Origin of the sequence: Tabrizicola sp. YIM 78059, assembly GCF_004959785.1 — a bacterium.
GTDB classification, from domain to species: Bacteria; Pseudomonadota; Alphaproteobacteria; order Rhodobacterales; family Rhodobacteraceae; genus Tabrizicola; species Tabrizicola caldifontis.
The window spans coordinates 39495-64079 of sequence record NZ_SJZH01000007.1 but is presented as its reverse complement, the minus strand read 5'-3'; the positions used below and the strand labels follow the sequence as shown (position 1 = coordinate 64079).

The 24585-nt window shown below is 66.5% G+C and carries 22 protein-coding genes; 7 read left to right on the top strand and 15 right to left on the bottom strand.

Annotated elements, in window-relative coordinates; translation table 11 throughout:
* Window positions 1–22: 22 nt before the first annotated feature.
* From EZM81_RS11010 to EZM81_RS10970, 9 genes are all read right to left on the bottom strand, one after another.
* On the bottom strand, window positions 23–1648 hold the full coding sequence (locus EZM81_RS11010) for an AMP-binding protein (protein WP_136645742.1): 1626 nt from the start codon (window positions 1646–1648) through the stop codon (window positions 23–25).
* Between the two features lie 37 nt (window positions 1649–1685).
* The gene (kynA, locus tag EZM81_RS11005) at window positions 1686–2516 is read right to left on the bottom strand and encodes a tryptophan 2,3-dioxygenase (protein WP_136645741.1); all 831 of its coding nucleotides are present in this window, start codon (window positions 2514–2516) and stop codon (window positions 1686–1688) included.
* 247 nt (window positions 2517–2763) lie between these two features.
* Complete coding sequence (locus tag EZM81_RS11000) at window positions 2764–3168, bottom strand: RidA family protein (protein WP_135450253.1); 405 nt, start codon at window positions 3166–3168, stop codon at window positions 2764–2766.
* A complete protein-coding gene (locus tag EZM81_RS10995; protein WP_135450254.1) occupies window positions 3165–3572 on the bottom strand; it encodes a thioesterase family protein in 408 nt (135 codons plus the stop codon). The genes EZM81_RS11000 and EZM81_RS10995 overlap by 4 nt, the downstream gene beginning before the upstream one ends.
* A complete protein-coding gene (locus tag EZM81_RS10990; RefSeq protein ID WP_136645740.1) occupies window positions 3569–4705 on the bottom strand; it encodes an acyl-CoA dehydrogenase family protein in 1137 nt (378 codons plus the stop codon). The genes EZM81_RS10995 and EZM81_RS10990 overlap by 4 nt, the downstream gene beginning before the upstream one ends.
* Before the next feature lie 57 nt (window positions 4706–4762).
* Window positions 4763–5575: an enoyl-CoA hydratase family protein gene (locus tag EZM81_RS10985; protein WP_135450256.1), complete on the bottom strand. Its 813-nt coding sequence runs from the start codon at window positions 5573–5575 to the stop codon at window positions 4763–4765.
* Entirely contained in the window at window positions 5575–6009 is a 435-nt protein-coding gene (locus tag EZM81_RS10980; RefSeq protein ID WP_135450257.1) for a MarR family winged helix-turn-helix transcriptional regulator, read from the bottom strand. The genes EZM81_RS10985 and EZM81_RS10980 overlap by 1 nt, the downstream gene beginning before the upstream one ends.
* Complete coding sequence (locus EZM81_RS10975) at window positions 6006–6749, bottom strand: SDR family NAD(P)-dependent oxidoreductase (RefSeq protein WP_136645739.1); 744 nt, start codon at window positions 6747–6749, stop codon at window positions 6006–6008. Before EZM81_RS10975 ends, EZM81_RS10980 begins: the two co-directional genes overlap by 4 nt.
* Complete coding sequence (locus tag EZM81_RS10970) at window positions 6746–9031, bottom strand: bifunctional salicylyl-CoA 5-hydroxylase/oxidoreductase (RefSeq protein WP_136645738.1); 2286 nt, start codon at window positions 9029–9031, stop codon at window positions 6746–6748. The genes EZM81_RS10975 and EZM81_RS10970 overlap by 4 nt, the downstream gene beginning before the upstream one ends.
* An 86-nt stretch (window positions 9032–9117) precedes the next feature.
* Here EZM81_RS10970 and EZM81_RS10965 point away from each other — a divergent pair, with 86 nt between their 5' ends.
* Genes EZM81_RS10965 through EZM81_RS10955 form a run of 3 tightly spaced genes read left to right on the top strand, consistent with a single transcriptional unit; the run spans window position 9118 to window position 12193 of the window.
* Window positions 9118–9912, top strand: coding sequence for an enoyl-CoA hydratase-related protein (locus EZM81_RS10965; protein WP_211195403.1), 795 nt, complete (start codon window positions 9118–9120; stop codon window positions 9910–9912).
* Window positions 9909–11021, top strand: a complete 1113-nt coding sequence (locus tag EZM81_RS10960; protein ID WP_136645737.1) for a 3-hydroxyacyl-CoA dehydrogenase NAD-binding domain-containing protein — start codon at window positions 9909–9911, stop codon at window positions 11019–11021. Before EZM81_RS10965 ends, EZM81_RS10960 begins: the two co-directional genes overlap by 4 nt.
* Window positions 11018–12193 carry an acetyl-CoA C-acyltransferase gene (locus EZM81_RS10955; protein WP_136645736.1) on the top strand — a complete coding sequence of 392 codons (1176 nt, stop codon included), beginning with the start codon at window positions 11018–11020 and terminating at the stop codon, window positions 12191–12193. Before EZM81_RS10960 ends, EZM81_RS10955 begins: the two co-directional genes overlap by 4 nt.
* A 143-nt stretch (window positions 12194–12336) precedes the next feature.
* Here EZM81_RS10955 and EZM81_RS10950 read toward each other — a convergent pair whose 3' ends face one another.
* Complete coding sequence (locus tag EZM81_RS10950) at window positions 12337–12867, bottom strand: winged helix DNA-binding protein (protein WP_248298198.1); 531 nt, start codon at window positions 12865–12867, stop codon at window positions 12337–12339.
* Window positions 12868–13020: 153 nt separating this feature from the next.
* Between EZM81_RS10950 and EZM81_RS10945 the strand changes: the two genes are divergently transcribed.
* Both EZM81_RS10945 and EZM81_RS10940 read left to right on the top strand, forming a co-directional pair.
* Window positions 13021–14112, top strand: coding sequence for an LLM class flavin-dependent oxidoreductase (locus EZM81_RS10945; protein WP_136645735.1), 1092 nt, complete (start codon window positions 13021–13023; stop codon window positions 14110–14112).
* Between the two features lie 11 nt (window positions 14113–14123).
* Window positions 14124–14615 (top strand): flavin reductase family protein, encoded by a 492-nt coding sequence (locus EZM81_RS10940; protein ID WP_135450265.1) that lies wholly within the window; start codon window positions 14124–14126, stop codon window positions 14613–14615.
* Between the two features lie 79 nt (window positions 14616–14694).
* On the opposite strand, the gene EZM81_RS10935 is transcribed toward EZM81_RS10940, so the two are convergent.
* The 5 genes from EZM81_RS10935 to EZM81_RS10915 are packed head-to-tail and all read right to left on the bottom strand — an operon-like array spanning window position 14695 to window position 21248.
* On the bottom strand, window positions 14695–16257 hold the full coding sequence (locus EZM81_RS10935; RefSeq protein ID WP_136645734.1) for an indolepyruvate oxidoreductase subunit beta family protein: 1563 nt from the start codon (window positions 16255–16257) through the stop codon (window positions 14695–14697).
* Window positions 16254–18401: an indolepyruvate ferredoxin oxidoreductase subunit alpha gene (locus EZM81_RS10930; protein WP_135450267.1), complete on the bottom strand. Its 2148-nt coding sequence runs from the start codon at window positions 18399–18401 to the stop codon at window positions 16254–16256. Before EZM81_RS10930 ends, EZM81_RS10935 begins: the two co-directional genes overlap by 4 nt.
* Before the next feature lie 3 nt (window positions 18402–18404).
* A complete protein-coding gene (locus EZM81_RS10925) occupies window positions 18405–18893 on the bottom strand; it encodes a MarR family winged helix-turn-helix transcriptional regulator (RefSeq protein WP_135450268.1) in 489 nt (162 codons plus the stop codon).
* Entirely contained in the window at window positions 18890–20455 is a 1566-nt protein-coding gene (locus tag EZM81_RS10920; protein ID WP_136645733.1) for an NAD(P)/FAD-dependent oxidoreductase, read from the bottom strand. Before EZM81_RS10920 ends, EZM81_RS10925 begins: the two co-directional genes overlap by 4 nt.
* 1 nt (window position 20456) lies before the next feature.
* Window positions 20457–21248, bottom strand: coding sequence for a cyclase family protein (locus EZM81_RS10915; protein WP_135450270.1), 792 nt, complete (start codon window positions 21246–21248; stop codon window positions 20457–20459).
* Between the two features lie 129 nt (window positions 21249–21377).
* Between EZM81_RS10915 and EZM81_RS10910 the strand changes: the two genes are divergently transcribed.
* Both EZM81_RS10910 and EZM81_RS10905 read left to right on the top strand, forming a co-directional pair.
* Window positions 21378–22946: an NAD(P)/FAD-dependent oxidoreductase gene (locus EZM81_RS10910; RefSeq protein WP_136645732.1), complete on the top strand. Its 1569-nt coding sequence runs from the start codon at window positions 21378–21380 to the stop codon at window positions 22944–22946.
* 35 nt (window positions 22947–22981) lie between these two features.
* Entirely contained in the window at window positions 22982–24505 is a 1524-nt protein-coding gene (locus EZM81_RS10905; RefSeq protein ID WP_136645731.1) for an ABC transporter substrate-binding protein, read from the top strand.
* Window positions 24506–24585: the final 80 nt, after the last annotated feature.

The window sequence follows — 24585 nt, the reverse complement described above, 5'->3', positions numbered from 1 at the left end:
CGCCAGGCAAGGAACCGCGCAATCAGCCTGCCGCCCCCTGCCGCAGCCGGAAGCGCTGGATCTTTCCTGTCTGGGTCTTGGGCAGGGCGTCGGCAAAGACCACGCGGCGAGGATACTTGTAGGGCGCGATGACCTTCTTCACATGGTCCTGCAACAGCTTGACCATCAGCGCGTCGCCCGTAGCGCCCGGAGCAAGCACGACATGCGCCTCGACAATCATGCCTCTTTCCTCGTCCGGGGCGCCGATCACCGCGCATTCCGCGACCTGGGGATGCGACAGCAGCGCCGCCTCCACCTCTGGCCCGGCGATGTTGTAGCCGGCGCTGACGATCATGTCGTCCGATCGGGCGGCAAAGTGGAAGCGGCCCTCGTCGTCCTGCCAGAAGCTGTCGCCGGTCAGGTTCCAGCCGTCCTGCACATACTTGGCCTGCCGCGCGTCGGCCATGTAGCGGCATCCGGTGGGGCCGCGCACGGCCAGTCGCCCGACCTCTCCACTTGGCAGTTCTGCCATGTCGGGGCCGACGATTCGTACCTGATAGCCGGTTACCGGGCGGCCGGTGCAGGCAGGGCGGTGATCGTCGAAACGGTTGGTGATGAAGATGTGCAGCATCTCGGTCGCCCCGATCCCGTCCAGCATCGGCTTGCCGGTTCGGGCCATCCATTCCTCATAGACCGGCGCGGGCAGGGTCTCGCCCGCACTGACGGCGGCGCGCAACGACGACAGATCGGCACCGTCCTCCATCGCCTTCAGCATCGCGCGATAGGCGGTTGGGGCGGTGAAACAGACCGTGGCACGATGGGTCTGGATGATCTCGACCATGTTGGCGGGGCTGGCCTGTTCCAGAAGTGCCGCCGCTGCCCCGAAGCGCAGGGGAAAGATCGCAAGACCGCCAAGGCCGAAGGTAAAGGCAAGGGGAGGGCTGCCCACAAACACATCCTCGGGCGTGACACCCAGCACTTCCTTTGCATAACCGTCTGCAATGATCAGAAGATCGCGGTGGAAATGCATCGTCGCCTTGGGCTCGCCCGTTGTGCCGCTGGTGAAACCCAGAAGCGCCACGTCGTCGCGCCCCGTGGGCGGCGGCGTGAAGCGGACAGGTTTCGACAGGGCGGCGCGGTCAAGTTCCGCGTCATGGTTCGCCGTGCCGTCGAAGCCCACCACGGTCTTCAGGAACCACGAGGTCTTGGCGCAAGAGACCAACTCCTCCATCAGCCGCGTGTCGCAAAGCGCAAGCGCGATTTCCGCCTTGTCCACTATGGCCGACAGTTCACCCGCACGCAGCATCGGCATGGTGTTGACGACAACCGCCCCGGCCTTGGTCGCCGCGAGCCAGCAGGCGACCATCGCCGGGTTGTTGGCCGACCTGATCAGCACCCGGTTGCCCGGCTTCACGCCGTAGTCGCTGACCAGCGCATGGGCGATGCGGTTGGTCCAGTCGGTCAGTTCCTTGTAGGTCCGCTGACGGCCGTTGCCGATCAGCGCCACATGGTCGCCGAAGCCGCGCTCCACCATGCGGTCGGTCAGTTCGACCGCCGCATTCAGCCAGTCGGGATAGGAAAACCCGTTCAGAAGCAGATCGGGCCACTGGTCGGCCGGCGGCAGCCGGTCGCGGGTAAAGCCGTCCGTGTGCCCCGAAGGTCCAAGCATGTCGTCCTCCCTTGTCGCCGGGTCGCCCCGGCCCTGTTCACAGCGCCGTGCGGACGCGCCAAAGCTCCGGGAACAGTTCGACCTCCAGCATCCGCCGCAGATAGCTGATGCCCGCCGTCCCACCCGTGCCACGCTTGAAGCCGATCACCCGTTCGACCGTGGTGACGTGATTGAAGCGCCAGCGGCGGAAGTAATCCTCGAAATCCACCAGCTTCTCGGCCATCTCGTAGGCTTCCCAATGGGCGGCGGGGTCGCGATAGACGATCTCCCATAGGGCGGTCACTTGCGGATCAGCCTCCCAGGGCTGGCGGACATCCCGGGTCAGGACATGCGCCGGGACCGGCAGGCCCAAGCGCGCCAGCCGCCGCAGCACCTCGTCGTACAGCGTGGGGCGAGCGAGTTCCGCCTCCAGCTTCTCCAGGATGTCGGGCCGGTGCGCATGGGGCTTCAGCATCGCCGCGTTCCGGTTGCCCACCGCATATTCAATCAGCCGGTATTGCCAGGACTGGAAGCCCGAGCTTTGCCCCAGATCGTCGCGGAAGCGCGTATATTCCGAGGGCGTCATCGTGCGCAGCACGTCCCAGGCGGAATTGAGCTGTTCGAAGATCCGGGCAATGCGGGCCAGCATCTTCGACGCCTCGGCCATGCGGTCGGCGGCAATGGCGCGGCGGGCCGCGTCCATTTCGTAAAGCGCCAGCTTCATCCAGAGTTCCGAGGTCTGGTGCTGGATGATGAACAGCATCTCGTCATGCGCGGGCGACAGCGGATGCTGCGCGGTCAGGATCTGGTCGATCCCTAGATAGTCACCATAGGACATGCGCCGCCGGAAATCGGTTTCCGCGCCGTCGGTGGAAGGGTCGTAGGTCATGGGTTGCCTCGGTCCCTGAAGAAAGTTTCAGACGCGGGCGGCACCCTTCCGGGATAGAACCGACAGCATCCCCATCTTGCGCCAGACCGCGACCCAGCCCGCATGGCGGCAGACCACCGGCAAGGCACGAGCCTCGCGCCGGGTCTGTACGTTCCTCTGTGGCGCGGGCTTCAGCATGGCACCCCGGGGGTTGATGGTCAGCAGGCTAACCGCTGGCCGATGAATTTCAAGTTCGAAATACCGCCGATCAAGGGATCACGGCGGTGGCCTCGATCTCCACCTTCGCCCTGTCCTCGACCAGCGCCACAACCTGCACCAGCGCCATAGCCGGGTAATGCCGCCCGATCACCGACTTGTATATGCGCCCAAGCTCTTTCAGGTTGGCCAGGTATTCCCGCTTGTCGGTGACATACCAGGTCAGCCGGACAAGGTGTTCCGGCCCCGCCCCGGCGCAGGCCAGCACCTCGACGATGCTTTTCAGCGCCTGTTCCACCTGGCCCGCGAAATCGTCGGTCTCGAAGACCTGGTCCGCGTTCCAGCCGATGATGCCGCCGGTAAACACCATCCGACCGGTGGCGGCGACGCCGTTGGAATAGCCGATGGCGGGTTTCCAGTGCGCGGGATGCAGGAACTGGTGGGGGCTCTGGGTCATGCGTCCTCCAGATGGGCGGCAAGGGTGGTGCGGATGGCGTCCGGCCAGCGGCCGGGGCGGTGGTCGGGGCCAAGCCAGACCAGGGTCAGCCGGGCAGTCAGACGATGCTGCCCGGCGCAGCGGGCCTCCAGCCGAAAGGTGGCAGAAGAGGCGCCCAGCCGTTCCGCATCCAGCGTCCAGTCCAGCACCTCGCCCAGCCGCGAGGGCGCCTTGAAATCGGTTTCCACCCGGGCGGTCGGCACGCCGATGCCGTCGGCCATCATCGCGTGGTAGGAATAGCCGACCACCTCGCGGAAGAAGTTCTCCATGACCGAGTTGGTCATCTCGAAATAGCGCGGGTAGAAGACGATCCCGGCCGGGTCGCAATGGTTGAACTCGATGCGGATCTGGCGACGGTAGGTCATGCCAGCACGCTGCGGGCGATGACGACGCGCTGCACGTCCGAGGCGCCCTCGTAGATGCGCAGCGCCCGGATCTCGCGATACAGGCTTTCGACGACCGAGCCATATCGGACCCCATCGCCGCCATGCAGCTGCACGGCCATGTCGATCACTTCCTGCGCGGCCTCGGTGGCGTAAAGCTTCGCCATCGCCGCCTCGCGCGTGACGCGGGCCGCGCCCATGTCCTTCACCCAGGCCGCGCGATAGACCAGAAGCGCGGCCGCGTCGATCTTCAGCGCCATGTCGGCTAGGTGGCCCTGCACCATCTGCAACTCGGCCAGCGCCTGGCCCTGGATGCGCCGCGCCCTGACGCGCGCCAGCGCCTCGTCCAGCGCGCGACGGGCAAAGCCCAGCGCCGCCGCGCCCACGGTCGGGCGGAACACGTCCAGGACCGACATGGCCAGCTTGAACCCCTCGCCCGGCGCGCCGATCAGGGCGTCTTCCGGCAGGACCATGCCCCGCATCCGCAGCGTGGCCAGCGGATGCGGCGCGATCACCTCCAGTCGCTCCACCACCTCAAGGCCGGGCGTATCGGCGGGCATGAGGAAGGCCGACAGGCCGCGCGCGCCCGGTGCCTCGCCGGTGCGGGCGAACAGCACATAGACATCGGCGATCCCGCCGTTCGAGATCCAGGTCTTTTCCCCCTCGATCAGCCAGCCGCCCTGAACCCGCACCGCGCTGGTCGCGGTGGCGGCCACGTCGGATCCCGATCCCGGCTCGGTCAGAGCAAAGCCGGAAATAGCCCGCCCCTCCCGCGTCTGCTCCAGCCACGCGCGCTGCGACGGCGTACCGAACAGGCTGACCGCCCCCATTCCCAGCCCCTGCATCGCAAAGGCGAAATCGGCCAGCCCGTCGTGCCGCGCCAGCGTCTCCCGGATCAGGCACAGCGTGCGCACGTCGAGCCGCTCGCCCTCTCCCGCCCCGGAATGGCGCAGCCACCCCCCCTGCCCGAGGGCCACCACCAGCGCCCGGCAGGCCGCATCCACATCGCCATGATCCACCGGCAGATATCCGGCGCACCAGTCCTCCAGCCGCGCCGCAAGGTCGCGGTGGCGAGACTCGAAGAACGGCCAGTCAAGAAAGCTGCGATCGCTCATTCTTCCGTTCCCAAATATCCCACGGGGGTGCGGGGGTGTGAAACCCCCGCTCCTCGCTCAGTCACCCTGAAACACCGGCTGTTCCCGGGCGACAAAGGCCCGATAGGCCCGTTCGAAGTCTTTCGTCTGCATGCAGATCGCCTGCGCCTGCGCCTCGGCCTCGATCGCCTGGTCCAGCCCCATGTTCCACTCCTGGTTCAGCTGGGTCTTGGTGATCCCATGCGCGAAGGTAGGCCCCGCCGCCAGTTGCCGGGCCAGCGTCATCGCCGCCTCTTCCAGCGCCTCGGGCGCATGGAGCGCGTTCCAGAACCCCCAGCGCTCGCCTTCCTCGGCCCGCATGACGCGCCCGGTATACAGAAGTTCTGCCGCCCGCCCCTGCCCGATGATCCGGGGCAGCATGGCGCAGGCGCCCATGTCGCAGCCGGCAAGGCCGACCCGTGTGAACAGGAAGGCGCATTTCGCACCAGGGGTTGCCAGCCGCAGGTCGGATGCCATGGCCATGATCGCCCCCGCGCCGACGCAGACCCCGTCCACCGCCGCGATCACGGGCTTGCCGCAGCCGATCATCGCCTTGACCAGATCGCCGGTCATCCGGGTGAAGGCGAGAAGGCCCTTCATGTCCATGCCGACCAGCGGGCCGATGATGTCATGCACATCGCCGCCGGAACAGAAGTTGCCCCCGTTCGGGCCCAGCACAACCACATCAACATCGGTCGCATGGACCAGCGCGCGGAAGGTGTCGCGCAGCTCGGCATAGCTTTCGAAAGTCAGCGGGTTCTTCCGCTCGGGCCGGTTCAGACGGATGGTGGCGATCCGGTCGCGGACCTCCCACAGGAAATGGGCGGGCTTCAGCCCGGCAAGTTCGATCATCACGCACCTCGCATGCGTTTGAGAATGTCAGTGAGGCTGTCCAGGTCCGCCTCGGACAGGCCCGCGAACAGGCGCGAGACCTCGGCCTCGTGTTCTGCCGCCAGCCCCTCGAACTGCGCCAGCCCCTCGGGCGTCAGTGCGACATGCACCGTGCGGCGGTCGGTTTCCGACGGCGTGCGGCGAACAAGGCCGTCCTTCTCCAGCCGGTCAACCACCGTGGTCGCATTGCCGTTTGAAACCAGCAACATGCGGCTGAGTTCGCTCATCGTCACGCCTTCGCGGCGACGGTAGAGCGCGGCCATCACGTCGAAACGGGGCAGCGTCGTGTCGTGCCGCACGCGCAGGAATTCGCGCAACTCGCCCTCGGCGGCGCGGGTGACACCCAGCAGGCGAATCCACATCTTCAGGCGGCGCTTGGAGAGAGGGTCGCTCATACCTCGCCCCCTGCAATGGTGATCGACTGCCCGTTGATCCCGTCGCTGCCCGGCCCGCACAGGAACAGCGCGGCGGCGGTCACCTCGTCGGGGCGGTAAAGGCGGTTCTGCGGACTGAGCGCCTCCAGCGCGGCGCGGGCCTCGGCCAGGCTGCGGCCAGTCTTTTCGCTGATGACGCGGATCGAGTTTTCCGTCATCTCGGTGTCCAGAAACCCCGGGCAGATAGCGTTCACCGTGACCGGTCTGCGGGCGACCTCCAGCGCAAGAGACCGGACCAGGCCCATCACCCCGTGCTTGGCTGCCGCATAGGGTGCAACCTTGGCATAGCCCTTCAGGCTCGCGGTCGAGGCTACGGCGACCAGCCGCCCCCAGCCGTCGAACTGCCGCAGACCTTCGCGAAAGGTCAGGAACACGCCGGTCAGGTTCACCGCCAGCATCCGGTTCCACTGGTCCAGCGTGGTGCGGACAAACGGCGCAGAATCGGCCTGCCCGGCGTTGGCGATGACGATGTCCACCCGCCCCGCCTGCGCATACAGCGCCTGAACCGAGGCCTCGTCCGTCACGTCGCAGGGCAGCGCGCGGATTGCGGGATGCTGCGCGGCGGTGGCCTCCAGGGCAGAGACCCGGCGACCGCATATCACGACCTCTGCCGCACCGGCCCGGGCAAAACCAAGCGCAAGGTCGGCCCCTGCCCCGGAGCCCCCGCCTGTCACCAGTACCCGCCGCCCTGCAATGGTCATGCCCGGATCACCTCGGTTGCCTTTTGCGCCAGCCGCCGCATCTGGTCGCGCCCCGCAAGATACGGCAGCGGCCAGTCGGTGGCCTGATCCTGCATGGCAACAGATGCATGCAGCGTCCAGTAGGGATTGGCCAGATGCGGCCGGGCAAGGCAGACCAGATCGGCCCGACCCGCCAGAAGGATCGAGTTCACATGGTCGGTCTCGGTGATGTTGCCCACGGCCATGGTGGCAAGGCCCGCCTCGTTGCGGATGCGGTCGCTGAAGGGCGTCTGGAACATCCGGCCATAGACCGGCCGCGCCTCGGTCGAGGTCTGGCCGGCGGAAACGTCGATGATGTCGGCGCCGGCTGCGGCGAACATCCTTGCGATCTGCACCGCCTCTTCCGGGGTCACGCCATGGTCGCCCACCCAGTCGGTTGCGCTGATACGGACCGAAAGCGGCTTCTCCTCGCCCCACGCCGCGCGCATGGCCCGCAGCACCTCCAGGGGCCAGCGCATCCTGTTCTCCAGCGATCCGCCATAGGCGTCGGTCCGGCGGTTCGACAGCGGGCTGATGAAGGACGACACAAGATAGCCGTGCGCCGCGTGCAGTTCGACCATGTCGAAGCCCACGCGTTTCGCCATTTCGGTGGCTGCGACGAATTCCGCGGTAACTGCCTCCATGTCGGCCCTGGTCATCTCGCGCGGGATGGCGTTCCGTGGTGACCAAGGGATCGGCGAGGGGGCAATGATTTCCCAGTTTCCCGAGGGCAAGGGCGCATCGCCATCCTCCCAGCCGACCTGGGTGCTTGCCTTGCGGCCCGCGTGGCCGATCTGGCAGCAGATCTTTGCCGTGGTTTCGGCATGGACGAAATCGACGATCCGCTTCCAGGCAACCTCGTGTTCGGGGGCGTAAAGGCCGGGGCAGCCGGGGGTGATGCGGCCCTGCGCGCTGGTGCAGGTCATTTCGGTATAGACCAGTCCTGCGCCGCCCTTGGCGCGTTCGCCGTAATGCACCAGATGCCAGTCGGTCGGGCAGCCATCCACCGCCTTGTACTGCGCCATCGGCGAGACAACGACACGGTTCTTCAGTTCCATGTTCCGCAGCCGGAAGGGCGCGAACATCGGCTTGCGTCCCTTCCGTCCGCCCGCCTGTTCCTGGAACCAGTCTTCGACCCGAGCCAGCCATTCGGGGTCGCGCAGGCGCAGGTTCTCGTGGCTGATCCGCTGGCTGCGGGTCAGCAGCGAATAGGCGAACTGTTCCGGCGGCAGGTCGAGGTAGCGTTCCACCTGCTCGAACCATTCCAGGCTGTTGCGCGCGGCCGATTGCAGGCGCAGCACCTCGACCCGGCGTTCGTCCTGATAGCGCTGGAATGCGGCCTCCATCGTGGGCTCGCTGTGCAGGTATTCGGCCAGGGCGATCGCGCTGTCGAAGGCCAACCGCGTGCCCGAGCCGATCGAGAAATGCCCCGTCGCCGCCGCGTCGCCCATCAGCACGACATTCTGGTGATACCATTTCCCGCAGATCACCCGGGGGAAGTTCATCCAGACCGCCGATCCGCGCAGGTGGGCTGCGTTCGAGATCAGCTCATGCCCGCCAAGGTGACGCTCGAAGATCCTGCGGCAGGTTTCGACCGTTTGTTCCTTCGACATGCCGGCAAAGCCCCAGCGGTCCCAGGTCTGCTGAGTGCATTCCACAATGAATGTCGCAGTGTTCGCGTCGAACTGGTAGGCATGGGCCCAGACCCAGCCGTGTTCGGTCTTCTCGAAGATGAAGGTAAAGGCGTCGTCGAACTTCTGATGTGTCCCAAGCCAGACGAACTTGCACAGGCGCATGTCGATGTCGGGCTGGAACACGTCTGCATATTCCTTGCGCACAGCCGAATTGATCCCGTCAGACGCGACGACAAGATCGTAGTCGTGACGGTAGTCCTCGGCCGACTTGAACTCGGTCTCGAAGCGCATCTCGACCCCCAGTTCCCGCGCCCGGGCCTGCAACAGGATCAGCATCTGCTTGCGGCCGATGCCCGCAAACCCGTGCCCCCCAGACACGGTGCGAACCCCGTTATGGACCACGGCGATATCGTCCCAGTAGGCAAAGTGGTCACGGATCGCCTGGGCCGAGACGGGGTCGTTCTTCGTCATCCGCCCAAGCGCATCATCCGAAAGCACGACGCCCCAACCAAAGGTATCGTTGGCGCGGTTGCGCTCCAGCACGGTGATCTGATGCGCCGGATTGCGCAGCTTCATCGAGATCGCGAAGTAGAGACCGGCAGGACCGCCGCCAAGGCAGAGAATCTTCATGGGTCATGTTCCTGTTCTGGCGCACGGATGCTGCGCCGTTGCGGAAAGCTTGCACCGGCCCGCAATAATTTCAAGCTTGAAATTTCATGCTTGAAAAAAATGCCGAAGGGGCGATGATGCCGGACATGGACCTGATGATCGAAAGCATGCACGGATGGGCACGGCTGACGCTGAACCGTCCGGCACAGAGAAACGCGCTGAACACGGCCCTGCTGGCAGCGGTGGCGGATGCACTTGGCCGCCTGGCCGATGACCCCGCCTGCCGCGTCGTGGTGCTGACCGGGGCCGAAGGCAACTTTGCCGCCGGGGCAGATATCGGCGAGATCGAGCACAAAACCAGCGCCGAGGGCGCGGCCGACCCGCGCAAGGCGCATTGGGCGGCGATCCGCGCCTTCCCCAAGCCCCTGATCGCGGCGGTGGATGGCTTCGCCCTGGGCGGAGGCTTCGAACTGGCGCTGATGGCCGACCTCATGGTGCTGGGTGCCACCGCCCGGCTGGGCCTGCCAGAGACCAACCTGGGCCTGATCCCCGGTGCGGGCGGCGGGCAGCGACTGATGGCGCTGGCCGGACGCGCCCGGGCGATGCGCATGGTGCTGACGGGCGAAATCATCGACGCGCAGACCGCAGTGGACTGGGGAATTGCCGCCTTTCTGTCCGAAGGCGGCGCCGCCGAGGCGGCAGAACCCCTTGCTGCGCGCCTCGCCGCCCGCGCCCCCCTCGCGCTGATGGCCGCCAAGCGTGCCCTGATCGCGGGCGAGGAAAGGGCTCTGGCCCTGGCCGAGGAACGCGCGGCCTTCGAGGCACTCCTCGACACCGCCGACAAGGCCGAAGGCATCCGCGCCTTCCGCGACCGTCGCAAGCCGGAGTTCAAGGGGCAATGATCATCGGTGTCGTCGGCCTTGGCGCGATGGGTCTGGGGATCGCGCAGGTGTTTGCCCAGGCAGGCCATCCGGTACGGGCAACCGATGCCGCGGACGCCGCCCGCGCATCGGCCCGCGAACGAATGGCGGCCGCCCTGGCCCCCAGGGTCGCCAAGGGAGCGATGACCGGGGCCGAGCGCGACGCCACGCTTGCCCGGCTGACCGTGGTGGACACGGTGGAGGACATCGCCCCCGCTGGTCTGGTGATCGAGGCTGTGGCCGAACGGCTGGAAGTCAAGCAGGCGGTGTTCCGATCTCTGGAGCCGCTTCTGCCCGCCGACGCGGTGCTGGCCACGAATACATCATCCCTTTCAGTCGCGGCGATCGCCGAAGGGCTGGCGCGGCCCGGTCAGGTGCTGGGCCTGCACTTCTTCAACCCCGCCCCGGTGATGAAGCTGGTAGAACTCGTGGCCTATGCCGGAACCACCGCCGCCGCGCTGGATCTGGCGCGCAGCCTTGCCGAAGGCGCGGGCAAGGTGGTCATCGCCTGCCCCGACCGTCCGGGCTTCATCGTCAACCGCTGCGCCCGGCCCTATTATGGCGAGGCACTGGCGCTGCTGGAGGAAGGCCGAACCGCCACCGAGATCGACGCGGCAATGGTGGCGGCAGGATACCGGCTTGGCCCCTTCGCGCTGATCGACCTGATCGGCGCCGACATCAACCTGGCCGCGACCGAAAGCCTTGCGGCGGCGATGGGGGGCCACCCGCGCTATCATGTGTTCAGGGCGCTGCGCGACCAGGTCGCGCGGGGCGAGCTGGGGCGCAAGAGCGGGCGGGGTTTCGTCTTTCCCGCCGAGCCGGCGCCACCTCCCGCCGACGCCGAGGCCATCGCCCTGCGGATCGAGGCCGCCTTGGCAAACGAGGCCGCCTGGCTACTGTCCGAAGGCGGGGTGACGGCTGAAGGCATCGACACGGCGATGAAGCTGGGCCTGAATTTCCCGCGTGGCCCCTTCGAGGCCCGCGCGCGGCACGGGGCAGACCGCATCCGCGCCACGCTTGCCGCGCTGGAGGCCGCCGCGCCCCCGCATCTGAAAACCCGCTACCTGCCCGCACCGGAGCCAAGCCCATGACCGAGGTCTTCCTTTGCGCCCACCGCCGCACGCCCATCGGCCGGCACGGCGGCACGCTTGCCATGGCACGCCCAGACGACATGGCTGCCCATGTGATCGACGGCCTCCTGGACCTGCACCCCGGCCTTGCGGTGGACGAAGTGATCTTCGGCTGCGCCAACCAGGCCGGCGAGGACAACCGCAACGTCGCGCGCATGGCGGTGCTGCTGTCGCGCTTGCCGGAAACGGTGCCGGCGCTGACGGTCAACCGCCTTTGCGCCAGCGGGCTGGATGCGGTGATCGCGGGCGCAAGGGCGGTGCGCGACGGGGCGGACGTGGTGATCGCGGGCGGGGTCGAAAGCATGACGCGGGCGCCCTTCGTGCTGGGCAAGGCCGAAACCGCCTTCTCGCGCGAGGCGCAGATGCATGACACCACCATCGGCTGGCGCTTCGTCAACGACCGGATCGCTGGCGCCTACGGCACCGAGTCCATGCCCGAGACCGCCGAGAACGTCGCCGCCGAACACGGGATCGCGCGCACCGACCAGGACGCCTATGCCCTGCGGTCGCAGTCGCGCTATGACGCGGCCTGGCATGCAGCCGACATCCTGCCCGTCACGATCCGGGGCCGGAAGGGCGAGACCGTGGTGGACACCGACGAACACCCCCGCGCAACGACGCTGGAGAAGCTCGCCGCCCTGCCCGCGCCCTTCCGGGCTGGGGGCACGGTGACGGCAGGCAATGCCGCGGGCATCAACGACGGCGCGTCGGCGGTGATCCTTGCCTCGTCCGAAGGCGTGCGGCGGCACGGGCTGACCCCGCTTGCTCGCGTGGGAGCCGCGGCCAGCGCCGGGGTTGCCCCGCGGGTCATGGGGATCGGCCCGGTCGCGGCGGTCGGGCGGCTGACGGCACGCACCGGCCGGACAGCGGATGATCATGACGTGATCGAGCTGAACGAGGCCTTTGCGGCACAGGTTCTGGCATGCCTGCGGGCCTGGGCTCTGGCCGACGACGATCCGCGCGTGAACGCCAGGGGCGGCGGGATCAGCATGGGCCATCCGCTGGGCATGTCTGGCGCACGCATCGCCGGAACGGCGGCTCGGCGGCTGGCCGAAGGCGGCGGTGCGTCGGCGCTGGTCACGCTGTGCGTCGGTGTGGGCCAGGGCGTTGCGCTGGAGCTGCTGGCAGCCTGACACGACGGGCCAGGTGCAGCCGGACTGCACAGGCCCGGCATCGCCGCAGGTTCATGACTTCCGCGCTTTTCGCGCGTTGCCCTGCCGAAACGAAGACTTGGCAACCGGGAAGAGGCCGGGGCTGCGGCAACCGGGGGCATCGACTAGCCCCGACGATGCGTTGCCGCCACCCGCGAGATTTCCTCATAGATCCCTGACATCAGGTTCAGTGTCCGCGTCGCCTCGGCCAGCCGGTCGGAAAAGCCGGGCACATTCGCCACGGCTTGGATCAGAAGCCGCCGCCGCAGCGCGCCGTAGTCATCCGTCACGCGGCGGCCCTCGTCGGTGACTTCGTAGGTCACGCCGGACCGCCCCGCCCCCTTGCGGATCACCAGACCCGCGCCGATCAGCTTGCGCAGCGAATACTGGATGTTCGGCACGTCGTCGCGGTTGGTCAGCCGCGCCAGATCCTTTATCGACTTCGGGCGGTCGTTCATGCGGATGATATGCAAAAGCGCATTCTCGGGCCCCGTCGCAGCCAGATCGCACACGGACGCAAGACATTCCGACTGCCAGCGCCCGAATCCCTCGAAACAGCGCATCAGGGCAAATTCCAGTTCGGTCGTGTCCACCTCGACCGGGCTCTCCGCCAGATGCCAGTGCCAGTCAAGACCGGGAACCCGCCCCTGCGCCACGGCATCGTTTTGAACTTGAAGCTTTTTTTCCGGCATCCGTCAGGCCCCCTGCTGCATTTGAGTCTTCCTGCATCGGACCGTTGACGCAAATGGATTTTACGATAGACTTTCAAACATAAAATACCTTCAAAAACTGCAACAGGGACCAAAGACATGCCGAACCACCCGATGCTTTCGGGCAACCGCTTCCGCCTGGGCACCTTCTCGACCAACTGCTCTTCGGGGATGACGCCGACCAAGGTGCCCGAACGCTGGGTCAACAGCTGGGACAACAACCTGAAGCTGGCGCAGATGCTGGACGAGGCGGGAATCGACTTCATGCTGCCGATCGCCCGTTGGATCGGCTACGGCGGCGAGACCGACTTTCACGGCGGCGTGCTCGAGACGATGACCTGGGCCGCGGGCCTGCTGGCGGCGACCAAGAACATCGCCGTCTTCGCCACGATCCACACCGCCGCGAACCACCCGGTGGTCGTGGCCAAGCAGATCGCCACCATCGACCAGATCGGCCACGGCCGGGCGGGCCTGAACATCGTTGCGGGCTGGAACAAGCCGGAGTACGAGGCACTGGGGCTTGAGTTGCCGGACGACCACGAAACCCGCTATGCCTATGCGCAGGAATGGTTCGACCTGATCCGCAAGTTGTGGACCTCGGACGAGCATTTCGATTGGAACGGCAAGTATTTCAAGGCAAAGAAGGTGAAGGGCGATCCGAAACCCCTGCGCGGATCGGTTCCCATCATCAATGCGGCGGGCAGCCCGCAAGGCCGCGAGTTCGCGACCGACAATGCGAATTTCCTGTTCACGCCAGCCATCGACCTTGAGCGGTCGAAGGGCGAGATTGCCGAACTGAAGGCGCAGGCGCGCGCAAAGGGCCGCGAGGTGAACGTGCTGACCTTCAGCCATGTGATCTGCCGCCCGACCGAGGCCGAGGCCAAGGCCTTTGCCGACTATACCGCCGTCCAGAACGCGGACACCGAGGCGGTGGACAATCTGGTGCGGTTGCAGTTCGCGCACGCTCACAGCTTTCCGCATGACCTGCTCGCGCAGATCAAGCACCTGTTCGCCCTGGGTCATGGCGGCTTCCCGTTGATCGGAACGCCGGATCAGGTGGCCGAAGGCATCCTGAAGCTGCATGCGGCGGGATTTGCGGGAACGACGCTGTCCTTTGTCGATTACGTCGAGGAATTCCCCTATTTCCGCGATACGGTGCTGCCGAAACTGGCCGCCGCCGGGATCAGGTAGGGAGACGCAGCATGGCCGAAGAACCGACCGGGAAAGAATTCCGGGACGCGATGCGCGCCTTTGTGGGCAACTGCAGCGTCATTACCGTTGGTGACGGCGAGGAAGCCTCGGGCCTGGTGGTGACTTCGGCCATTTCGCTTTCGGCCGACCCGCCCCTGCTGCTGGCCTGTGTGAACCGGTCGGCGTCGAGCCATCCGCTGCTGGTCCGATACGGCCGCTTCGGCTGGTCGTCGCTGGGTGCGGCGCATCAGGCGGTGGCCGAGCGGTTCTCGGGCTTCGGCGGGGTCAAGGGCGCGGCGCGGTACGAGGGGGCCGAGTGGGAAACCGCCGTCACCGGCGCCCGGCTGCTGAAGGGCGCGCCCACGGCCTTCGACTGCACGGTAGAAGAGATGATCGATCGCGCAACCCATTCGATCCTGATCGGCCGCGTGCGGGCAATCCGCACCACGCCGGGGGCGGGGGCGCTGATCTACTGGAACGGCAGCTACCGGGCGCTTGAGTGACACGGAAAGGGGGGCTGCCGCCCCCCTCGCCGCGGGCCGGCTCACATCTAGCGAGCATTTTCAAAGGGGCAAGACCGGCTCAGGCGAAGCTGCGGATCGTCTGGATAGCACCGTCGAGCGCCTTGCCTTCCTCATCCTTAAGGGCAGCCTCGCGCAGGCGGCGGCACCAGTCGGCTGCGTCGTCACGCCCGGCAATCATCAGCGTCGCAGCGATGACGCGGTCGAACTTAGACAGCCCCCGCGCGTGGGTGTCGGAATAGCCCTTGATCAGGCGGCGGCAGCGGATCAGTTCCACGGCAAGGTCATAGTTGCGCGGCACCTCGGCCAGGGCGGTTTCCAGCCAGCGGGCAAGATGCGCCTGTTCCTGCGCGTGGCGCAGGGTGCGGCGGCGCCAGCCCTTCAGGCCACCCAGCACATGCAGCATCAGGAAGGCGCGCAAGGAGTCGGTGCGCAGGCGCCGCCCCTTGTCGAACCAGCGCGTCAGGCGGGCCATCCATTTCGGGCTGGCCTCGACCTTTGCGCCCAGCCGCGCAGGGAACATGCCAACGATCTCTTCCGCCCTCGGGTGGAAGAATTCGGTCAGGTGCAGCAGGTTGCCGTCCTTCACGCGCATTTCACCACGGATGCGGTCGAAACGGCGGGCGCGGGTCTTGAGGTCGGCCACCCGGATCACGTCGTCATAGGCCATCGCATTGGCAATGTATTTCGCTGCCTCTCGGGTCAGCACCCAGCCCTTTTCTGCGCTGTCGCGGGCCTGCACCGTGGCCAACCGGTCGAGGTATTCGGCGCCATAGGCAAGATCCTGGAACTCCACCACCTTGCGCAGGCCGGGCATGGCCATCTCGGCGGCAGGCTCTGGCAGGGCCGAGACGCGGGCGGCCAGCGCGTTCCATTGTGCCATCAGTCGCGCCGGGCCTGACACTGCCGTCGCCGTGCGGGAAGGCGGCGCAGCCACCGCTTCCGCCGCAGGATTGGCCGCGACCTCGAAGGCGGCAGCGAAAGCGCGCAGCGACCCCTCTACCCCCTTGCCGCTTGCGCGGATCGCGGCCTCGAAGGCCTCGCGCGGGAAGGGCAGCACCCCCGACCCGGCCAGCGCCCCGAACAGTGAGGCCGAGATGACCGAACCGTTTCGTACGGCCAGCGCATCGAAATCGGCCGCGATGAAACGGCGTGCGGCGATTTCGGCTGCTGCGCGCACCTCTTCGGCAGGGGCGATGCCGTCACCCGGCACCATCTTTTCCGACACCGCCAGCGCGCGGTGGGTCGAGGCGATCAGCGTGGTCCGGTCGGGCGTGACGAAACCGCGGATGATGGCGCGACCGGCCTCCATCATCTCGGCGGCGATCATGATGTCCACGTCGCCGGGCGCGGGCATCAGGGAAAAGACCGGCACCGGGTCGCCGGGACGGTGCGGGGCCATCTCGACGTAGTAGACCGTGGCGCCGGTGCGCTGCGACACGCCCGCGACCGAGGTCGCCTGGGCGGCATAACCTTGCGAGCGCGCCACATCCTCGATCCAGCCGGTCAGCACCCCGCCGCCCTGCCCGCCCACCGCAAGTATCGCCAGCTTGATGATGCCTGACAGGCGCGGATCGAGCGTGCCTTTGCCCAACTGGTCGGACAATGTTTCATGCAGCGTCATGGTGTGGCCTCGAAGGTCAGGCAGCGGGCGGCGCGGCGGGCTTGCAGCCAGGCGATGATCCGGGCACGGAACCGGGCAAAGCGCGCCTCCCACGGGCCGGGGTTGTGCACCACGTCGGCGCGGTAGAACGACGGGCAGAGGACGGCGGCATCTGCCACTTCGCCGCAGTTCCCGCAGCCGACACAGCTTTGGTCGATATGGGCCACGGGGTCGTCGCGCAGTGGATCGTCAAGCTTCTTCAGCGACAGCGAGGGGCAGCCTGACAGACGCATACAGGCGTGGTCGCCTGTGCAGACCTCCTCATCCACGCCGAAGCGGGGGGCTTCGACCCGGCGCCCTTCCCTTATCGCCTTCTGCATCAGCGGCTTTTCGCGGCGTTGCCGATTCAGCATGCATTCGGATGATGCGACAATGACCTTCGGCCCCGGAGTGTCGGTCGTCAGCGCCTCGCGCAGGACATCGCGCATCCGGCCCACGTCATAGGTCCGGTCCACCTGGCGCACCCAGTCGATGCCAATGCCCTTGAGCGCCTTGGCGATGGGATGTCTGGTGGACTTGGTCGGGTTCTCGGCGCGACTGGACATGATGTCCTGCCCACCCGTTGCGGCGGAATAGTAGTTGTCGACGATCACCGCCACGCCATCCGACTTGTTGAAGGCCATGTTGGTGAAGCTGGAGGAAAGGCCGTTGTGCCAGAACCCGCCGTCACCGATGATCGCAACCGGGCGGCGTTCGCCCCCCCCGTCGAAGGCGGCATTGGCGGCGGGGCCCAGGCCATAGCCCATTGTCGCCCCGCCGATTTCGAACGGGGGCAGCGCGGCGAACAGATGGCAGCCAATGTCCGCGCTGATCTGCAGCTTGCCGGTTTCCTTCTGCACCAGCTTCATCGCGGCAAAGATCGGGCGTTCCGGGCAGCCGGTGCAGAAGCCGGGCGGGCGGATCGGCACCGTCTTCGTCAGGTCCGGGATCTGCGGCCGATCCTCGTTTGGCGCGCGCACCATGGCAGGCAGCATCTCTGGCGCGGCCTCCTTCAGGAAGGCACCGATCGCGTCCAGCATGACCTGGCCGGTATATTCTCCGGCCATGGGGAAGATGTCCTTTCCGCGCAGGCGAACGGTGGAGCCCGCGCGATACAGGAAGGTGGAAAGCTGCTGTTCGATGAACTCTGGTTGGCCTTCCTCGACCACCAGCACCTGATCCTTGCCAGCGCAGAATTCAAGAAACTCGGACGACAGCAGCGGGTAGGTCACGTTCAGGACGTAGAGCGGAACCTGCGTGTTCCCCCAGATGTCCGCCAGACCCAGCCGCTGCAACGCGCGGATGACGCCGTTGTACATGCCGCCCTGCAGGATCAGCCCGACCTTGGCTGCCTTCGGCCCGAACACCTCGTTCAAGCCGCGTTCGCGGATGAATTTCTCGGCGTTGGGCCAACGGTTCCTGATCTTGTCCTGCTCATGCGCATAGGACATCGGCGGCAGCACGACGCGGGCGAAATCGGACTGCGGATCCGACAGTGCCTCTTTCACCGTAAGCTTCGGGCGCTGGTTGTCGCGGGTCGTGAAACTGCCGGTCACATGGCAGGACCGGATGCGCACCATAAGCATGACGGGGGTGTTCGAGGCCTCGGACAGTTCGAATCCGTCCTTAACCGACTTGACGATGCTGGGCAGGTTCGGCCGAGGGTCCAGAAGCCAGAACTGCGATTTCATCGCAAAGGCGTGGCTGCGTTCCTGCATGATCGAGGAACCCTCGCCGTAATCCTCGCCCACGATGATCAGGGCGCCGCCGTTCACGCCGCTTGAGGCAAGGTTCGCCAAGGCGTCCGAGGCGACGTTCACGCCCACCGAGCCTTTGAACGTCACCGCCCCGCGGATCGGATAATGGACCGAGGCCGCCAGCATCGCCGCTGCCGCTGCCTCGTTCGCGTTGGCCTCGAAGCGGATGCCGAGCTCCGAGAGCAGTTCCTCGGCATCGGCCAGCACGTCCATCAGATGGCTGATCGGCGCGCCCTGGTAGCCGCCGACATAGCCGACACCGTTTTCCAGCAGCGCCTTGGTGATCGCCAGAATGCCTTCGCCGGTGAAGGTCTGGCCCTCGCCCAGCCTCAGATGCTCTACCTCTGCCTTGAAGGACCGTTCGGCCATGGCTCAGATCTCGTGCTTGCGGATGTTGGTCAGCATCTTCTGCAGCGTGCCTACGAAGGCGCGGCGCTCGTCGTCGGGGATGCCGCGGAACATGCGGGCATGCGCCTCGGCCATGCGGGGCCAGAGCGTTTCAAAGGCCGCGCGCCCGGCTTCGGTGATGTAGACCCGAGTCGCGCGGCTGTCGGCGGCGTCGGCCTCGCGCCGGACCAGCCCGTCGGCCGCCAGCTGGTCCAGCGCACGCGACAGGGTGGACTGTTCGACCACCGAATAGACCGCCAGTTCGCGGATCAGCGGCCCCTCGATCACCGACAGGACAGCAAGGGCCCGCATCTTCGGCGTGGTCAGGCCAAGGCTGGCCATTTCTTCACGCAGAGAGGCGTTGTAGCGCCCCATGATGCGGTTCATCAGATAGGGTGCATAGTTCGAAAGGCCGATCTCACCCAGCCGCGGCAGGGTTTCGGGCGGCCGGTCAGGGGGCGACTGGTCGGTCATGCGCCCAGCCTCTTTGCCGCAAGAAAGCCCGAGCCGCCGCCCAGACCGGGGCCGGGATGGGTGGAGGCGCCGATGTGGATCAGACCACGTACCAGGCCGGTGCCGTTTGTCGAATGCGGATAAGGACGGAATATGAAGAACTGGTCGATGGTGCAAAGGCCACCATAGGGGTCGCCACCGACAAGATTGACGTTCATCCGCTCCAGATCGGCGGGGGAATAGGCCCGCCGCGCCAGCTTGATCCGGTCGAAATCCTTGATGTGCCGTTTCAGGATCGTCTCGATCCGGTCGGCGAAGGCTTCGCGGGTGGCCTCGCTCCATGTGCCATCGGTGGCGATCTCGTCTGCCGCATCGCCCTTCACCACGCGGGGCGCGTCGGGGATCTGCAGCCACAGGATCGCCTTGCCCTCCGGGCAGCGCGAGGGGTCCAGCCGGTGCGGCTGACCCACGCAGATCGTGGGCGTGGCAGGCAGCATTCCCCGCTCTGCTTCGTTCGAGGCTTTCGAGACGGAATCGATCCCGTCCGCCAAGTGGATCAGCGCCACGTCGTCCAGCCCCGGCGACAGCCATTTCGGGTGCTGGTCGAGCGCGTAATGCAGCTGAAAGTTTCCCCGGCCGTGGCGGAAGGCCTTCGCCGCCGCCTGATCTTCGGGCAGGTTCACGTCGCGCAGCAGGCGGCCCTGCAATTGCCCCGGCGCGACAGAAGCCAGAACCGAGGCGCAGCCGATCTCTTCTCCGTCGGCCAGAGCCACACCCCGCACCTTGCCATCACGCACGACGATCCGGTCCACATCGGCCCCGCAGCGGATTTCGCCGCCCTTCTCCTCGATCAGCGCCTTGAACGCATACACCCCGGCACCCGAGCCACCCTTGACGATCGGTGCCCCCGCTGCCTCCAGCGCAAAGGCGATGACCTTGCCCATCTGTCCGGAATAGGTGCTTTCCGGCGTCAGCCCGCAGTGCAGCACCCACGGCGCATAGAGCGCCTGGACGGCAGGCGAGGCGTAGGTCGTCTCCAGCCAGCCCCGCGCCGGTACCAGCGCCCGGCCGAACCAGGCAGCCAAGCCCCGCAGCCCCCGCTTGCGCACCTGACCCCACATGAGCTTTGCCGTGGGCCAGGACCACAGGGAACCGCCGAGAAGTGCAAACAGGAAGGGCGCGTCGGCCTCGATGCCACCGACATCGCGGGCATGGGCATCGCCATCCCCCGGAGCAAGCGCATTGAAGGCGGCGATGTTCTTCGCCCGGTCGGTGGTCAGCACCAGCGCCTCGCCGTTCGACCGCAGGACAGCCGTGGGGTGCGGCGTGTGGCAGTAGTCGAAACCATGCCGTGCGAGGTGGGGGCCAAGCATGGCCCCCGCCGGCGAAGTCATGAACAGAACCCAAGTCGCGGCCATCACGTCGTGGCGGAAGCCGGGCAGAGTGATCTCTTCCGTGCGCAGGCATCCCCCGGGGGTTGCCTCGCGTTCCAGAATCAGCACGCGGTCGCCTTTCAGCGCCAGCATTGCACCTGCGACCAGCGCGTTGATCCCGCTGCCGACAATGACGTGATCGGGCCGCATCTTATGCCCTGGGAACCAGCGCCAGCGCCCGGATGGGCGAGCCCGTGCCCTGCTTGATCTTCAGCGGCGCCGCAATCAGGATTGCCCCTTTGGGCGGCAGCCTGTCGAGGTTGGCAAGGCTGGCAAGGCCGAAGCAGTTATGCTTGTGCAGCAGGTTGTGCGCAGGGAAAGGCGGGTTCATCCCCCCGGCTTGGCCCGCATCGGTGCCGATGCACTGGCTGCCCCAGCCCACGATGCCCTTGTCCAGAAGATACTGGATCACCTCGGCCGTCGGCCCCGGGGTGTGCGGGCCGGTTTCGTTGGCGTTGAGGAACAGCGCCTCGTCATGTGCGCGCTTGTCCCAATCGGACCGCAGCACGACCCATTCGCCCTTGCCAATGGCGCCATGCTGCGCCTCCCATGCCTTCACATGGTCGATGGTCAGCAGGAAATCAGGGTCGGCTGCGCATTCCTTGCTGAAGTCCAGCACGTTCACCGGCGCGATCAGCCGCTGCACGTCCAGCGTGTCGGTATAGCCGTCGGGATAGTCCTTGCCGGTGATCCAGTGATGCGGCGCATCAAAGTGCGTGCCGGAATGTTCCCCCAGTTCCAGCCAGTTCCAGGCCCAGAAGGGGCCGTCCTTGTCGTATTCGCTGATCCGGTGAATCTTGATCGGCGGGGTGTCCTTCGCCAGTTCCGGCGGCAGCTTCAGCAGAGGCGTTTCGGGGCCAAGCACGCCCGAACAGTCCACCACCTCGATCCCGCCCGAGGCGAGCATCCCGGCAAGGGACGAAAGCACGTTCGCAGAGGTCATAGGAATCTCCCTGTTGGCCGGACCAGTCCGGCTGTCCCATGCGCCGGTTTCGATCCGGCGTCATGGAATCATGCTAGACAGATTTAAATGCATTTGCAAATATCCCCGCGTCATGGGTGGCGGGGGAACATGGCCAACGACTTTGACGCAGTCCTGATCGGGGCGGGCCACAACACGCTGGCCGCTGCCCTGCACCTTTCCGCAAGGGGCTGGAAGGTCGGGGTGTTCGAACAGGCAGGCGTGGCAGGGGGCGCGGTCAAGACCGGCGAATACACCCTGCCGGGCTTTCGCCACGACTGGGCGGCGATGAACCTTTCGCTTTTTGCCGGAAGCGCGTTTTTCCAGAGATATGGTGAAGAACTGGGCCGCCACGGCTGCGCCTTCGTTCCTGTGGACCGGCCCTTTTCATCCTCCTTCCCTGACGGCTCATGGGTCGGCGTCTCGACTGACCGGACCGAGACGCTGGCCGCAATCCGCGCAGTGTCGCCGCGTGATGCCGAAACCTGGACACGCCTGTGTGACGGCTTCGGGGCAGAGGCGCCGCATCTGTTCGGCCTTCTCGGCTCGCCCATGCGCTTTCGTGCGCTTGCATATTTCATGTTCAAAACACTGCGTGCAAAGGGTATTGGCGGCACGCTGGACATGGGCCGGTTCCTTCTGTCCTCTCCCCGCGCCTGGCTGGAGGAAACCTTCGAGCACCCGCATGTCCGTGCGATGCTGGGCGCCTGGGGGATGCACCTGGATTTCGCCCCCGATGTCGCTGGCGGCGCAATGTTCCCCTATCTGGAGGGGATGGCGGGCCAGGCCTTCGGGATGGTCATCGGCCAGGGCGGCGCGGATACGGTGACGCGGGCGCTGGTCGCTGCAATCAAGGCGCGCGGCGGGATGGTGGAAACCGGGGCCACCGTCACCCGCATCCTGCATCAGGGTGGCAGGGCGTCAGGAATCGAGCTGGCCGACAGCCGACGGATCGCGGCCCGACGGGCCGTGATCGCCGGTGTCGCCCCCCGGGCCCTGGCCCGGCTGACCCGCGGCACAACCCCTGCCTTCGACGGCGCTTTGCAGACGTTCCGTCATGCGCCTGGCACCATGATGATCCATCTGGCAATGGACGCGCTGCCCGACTGGCGCGCGGGCGCGGTGCTGCAGCGCCATGCCTATGTCCACCTGGCCCCCAGCCTGGACCAGATGGCGCGAACCTATGTCCAGGCGCTGGCGGGCCAGTTGCCGGACGAGCCGATCCTTGTCGTGGGCCAGCCCACCGTGTTCGACCCCTCCCGCGCGCCAGAGGGGAAACACGTCCTCTGGGTGCAGGTCCGCATGGCCCCCGGCACCATCGCCGGCGACGCGAAGGGCGAAATCAGCGCGACCGGCTGGGCCGAGGCCGCCGAACCCTTTGCCGAACGCGCGCTGTCGATCCTTGAGGCCCACGCCCCCGGCACCCGCGCGAAGATCCTGGCGCGCCGGATCGTGACGCCGGTCGAGCTGGAGGCCGACAACCCCAACCTCGTCGGGGGCGATCAGGTCTGCGGAAGCCACCATCTGGCGCAGCATTTCCTGTTCCGCCCCGTGCGCGGCCATGCCGACGGATCAACCCCCATTGCCAACCTGCACCTGACCGGAGCCGCCGTCTGGCCCGGCGCGGGCACCGGCGCAGGGCCGGGGTTTCTGCTTGCGCGGAAGCTGGCCGGCAACTGATACATGACCAAGAACCACCAACAGGGAAAACGGAAATGAACCTCAACCGCCGCAGCCTTCTGAAGCTGTCCGCCGCATCGGCCGCCTTGGGCGGCCTCGGCCTGCCCGCCGCCGCGCAAGGAATCGACGAGCTGGTGATCGCCTACAACGTCAACCTGCCCTCGTGGGATCCGACGGTGGGCCCAAGCGCGGTGAACCCGACGATCCAGGGGATCTACCAGTCGGTCTTCGACCAGTACATCCTGCAACAGCCCGACCTGAAACCCGCCCCCGGCCTTCTGACCGAATGGGGCTGGAACGATGACAAGACCCAGGTCTGGATGACCGTGCGCGAGGGCGTGACCTGGCATGACGGCAGCCCCTTCACCGCCGAGGACGTGGCCTGGAACCTCGCGCGCGTGGCAAATCCTGAAACCGGTAGCCCGATCCAGTTCGTCTGGGGGACGCTGGCCAACCACCGGGTCGAGGGCAACCGCGTGATTGCCGATGTGGTGCAGTTCGACCCGACGATCTTCAAGTGGATGTATTTCCTGACCGGCTATGTCCTGCCCAAGGCCTATTACGAAAAGGTCGGCCCCGAGGGCTTCGAGGCCAAACCCATCGGCACCGGCCCCTACATGGTGGACAGCTTCGAAAGGAACGCCTTCGTGCGGCTGAAGGCCAACCCCAACTACTGGGGCGGCAAGCCGGAATTCGAGACCGTAACGATCAAGTTCGTCCCCGACGCTGCCGCCCGGGTGGCCGAGGTGGAATCAGGCAACAGCCACGTCACGCTGGAAATGCCGTACGAGGAATATGACCGGCTCAAGGGCGGCCCGCTGGCCGGCGTTGCGGCGCCGATCTCGGACATCGGGATGATCTTCCTGAACGACATCGACGTGATGCTGGACCCGAACGTCCGCAAGGCCGCTGCGCATGCGATCGACAAGCAGGCGATCATCGACCGGCTTCTGTCGGGCTATGGCGTGAAGATCGACACGCTGCAAACCCCCGAATACGACGCCTACGATCCCTCGATCACCGTAGAATACAACCCCGAGAAGGCGATGGAACTGCTGGCGGCCTCGGGCTACGGGCCGGACAACCCGGTGAAGTTCAAGATCCAGACCACCAAGGGCTTCAAGCCCAAGGATTACGAGATGATCCAGGCCATCGTCGGGCTGTGGCGCAAGGTCGGGATCGAGGCCGAGATCGAGGTCTACGAGATCGCCAAGCATTACGAACTGCGCGCGGCCGACCAGCTGGCCCCGGCGGCCTTCTACAACTGGGGCAACTCGGTGGGCGACCCGACGACCTCGACGGGATTTGCCATGTTCGGCCCCAGCCCGCATTCGGTCTGGGACGGGCAGGATCTGATCGACATGATCGGGCCGCTGTGGGGTGAGAAGGACGAGGCGAAGCGGATCGAGGGCTGGAAGGCGGTGGACCGTTACATCGCGGAAAACGCGCTGGTCATCCCGCTTCTGCAATATGTCCAGCCGATCCTGCACGCCCCGGGCGTGGTGGTGACGCCGCATGCCTCGGGCGCACTGCTGCCGCATCTGATGAAGCGGGCGTAATGGCCTGACGACGGAACCGGGGGGCACCCCCCGGCCCCCCGTAGGATACTTGTGGAAAGAATGAAGGGGCAGATTGCCCC

Bases quoted from the DNA above. Each gene is read 5' to 3' on its own strand.
- EZM81_RS11010 (WP_136645742.1), bottom strand. From the start codon at position 1,648: ATGCTTGGACCTTCGGGGCACACGGACGGCTTTACCCGCGACCGGCTG.
- kynA (WP_136645741.1), bottom strand. From the start codon at position 2,516: ATGACCTACGACCCTTCCACCGACGGCGCGGAAACCGATTTCCGGCGG.
- EZM81_RS11000 (WP_135450253.1), bottom strand. From the start codon at position 3,168: ATGACCCAGAGCCCCCACCAGTTCCTGCATCCCGCGCACTGGAAACCC.
- EZM81_RS10995 (WP_135450254.1), bottom strand. From the start codon at position 3,572: ATGACCTACCGTCGCCAGATCCGCATCGAGTTCAACCATTGCGACCCG.
- EZM81_RS10990 (WP_136645740.1), bottom strand. From the start codon at position 4,705: ATGAGCGATCGCAGCTTTCTTGACTGGCCGTTCTTCGAGTCTCGCCAC.
- EZM81_RS10985 (WP_135450256.1), bottom strand. From the start codon at position 5,575: ATGATCGAACTTGCCGGGCTGAAGCCCGCCCATTTCCTGTGGGAGGTC.
- EZM81_RS10980 (WP_135450257.1), bottom strand. From the start codon at position 6,009: ATGAGCGACCCTCTCTCCAAGCGCCGCCTGAAGATGTGGATTCGCCTG.
- EZM81_RS10975 (WP_136645739.1), bottom strand. From the start codon at position 6,749: ATGACCATTGCAGGGCGGCGGGTACTGGTGACAGGCGGGGGCTCCGGG.
- EZM81_RS10970 (WP_136645738.1), bottom strand. From the start codon at position 9,031: ATGAAGATTCTCTGCCTTGGCGGCGGTCCTGCCGGTCTCTACTTCGCG.
- EZM81_RS10965 (WP_211195403.1), top strand. From the start codon at position 9,118: ATGCTTGAAAAAAATGCCGAAGGGGCGATGATGCCGGACATGGACCTG.
- EZM81_RS10960 (WP_136645737.1), top strand. From the start codon at position 9,909: ATGATCATCGGTGTCGTCGGCCTTGGCGCGATGGGTCTGGGGATCGCG.
- EZM81_RS10955 (WP_136645736.1), top strand. From the start codon at position 11,018: ATGACCGAGGTCTTCCTTTGCGCCCACCGCCGCACGCCCATCGGCCGG.
- EZM81_RS10945 (WP_136645735.1), top strand. From the start codon at position 13,021: ATGCCGAACCACCCGATGCTTTCGGGCAACCGCTTCCGCCTGGGCACC.
- EZM81_RS10940 (WP_135450265.1), top strand. From the start codon at position 14,124: ATGGCCGAAGAACCGACCGGGAAAGAATTCCGGGACGCGATGCGCGCC.
- EZM81_RS10935 (WP_136645734.1), bottom strand. From the start codon at position 16,257: ATGACGCTGCATGAAACATTGTCCGACCAGTTGGGCAAAGGCACGCTC.
- EZM81_RS10930 (WP_135450267.1), bottom strand. From the start codon at position 18,401: ATGGCCGAACGGTCCTTCAAGGCAGAGGTAGAGCATCTGAGGCTGGGC.
- EZM81_RS10925 (WP_135450268.1), bottom strand. From the start codon at position 18,893: ATGACCGACCAGTCGCCCCCTGACCGGCCGCCCGAAACCCTGCCGCGG.
- EZM81_RS10920 (WP_136645733.1), bottom strand. From the start codon at position 20,455: ATGCGGCCCGATCACGTCATTGTCGGCAGCGGGATCAACGCGCTGGTC.
- EZM81_RS10915 (WP_135450270.1), bottom strand. From the start codon at position 21,248: ATGACCTCTGCGAACGTGCTTTCGTCCCTTGCCGGGATGCTCGCCTCG.
- EZM81_RS10910 (WP_136645732.1), top strand. From the start codon at position 21,378: ATGGCCAACGACTTTGACGCAGTCCTGATCGGGGCGGGCCACAACACG.
- EZM81_RS10905 (WP_136645731.1), top strand. From the start codon at position 22,982: ATGAACCTCAACCGCCGCAGCCTTCTGAAGCTGTCCGCCGCATCGGCC.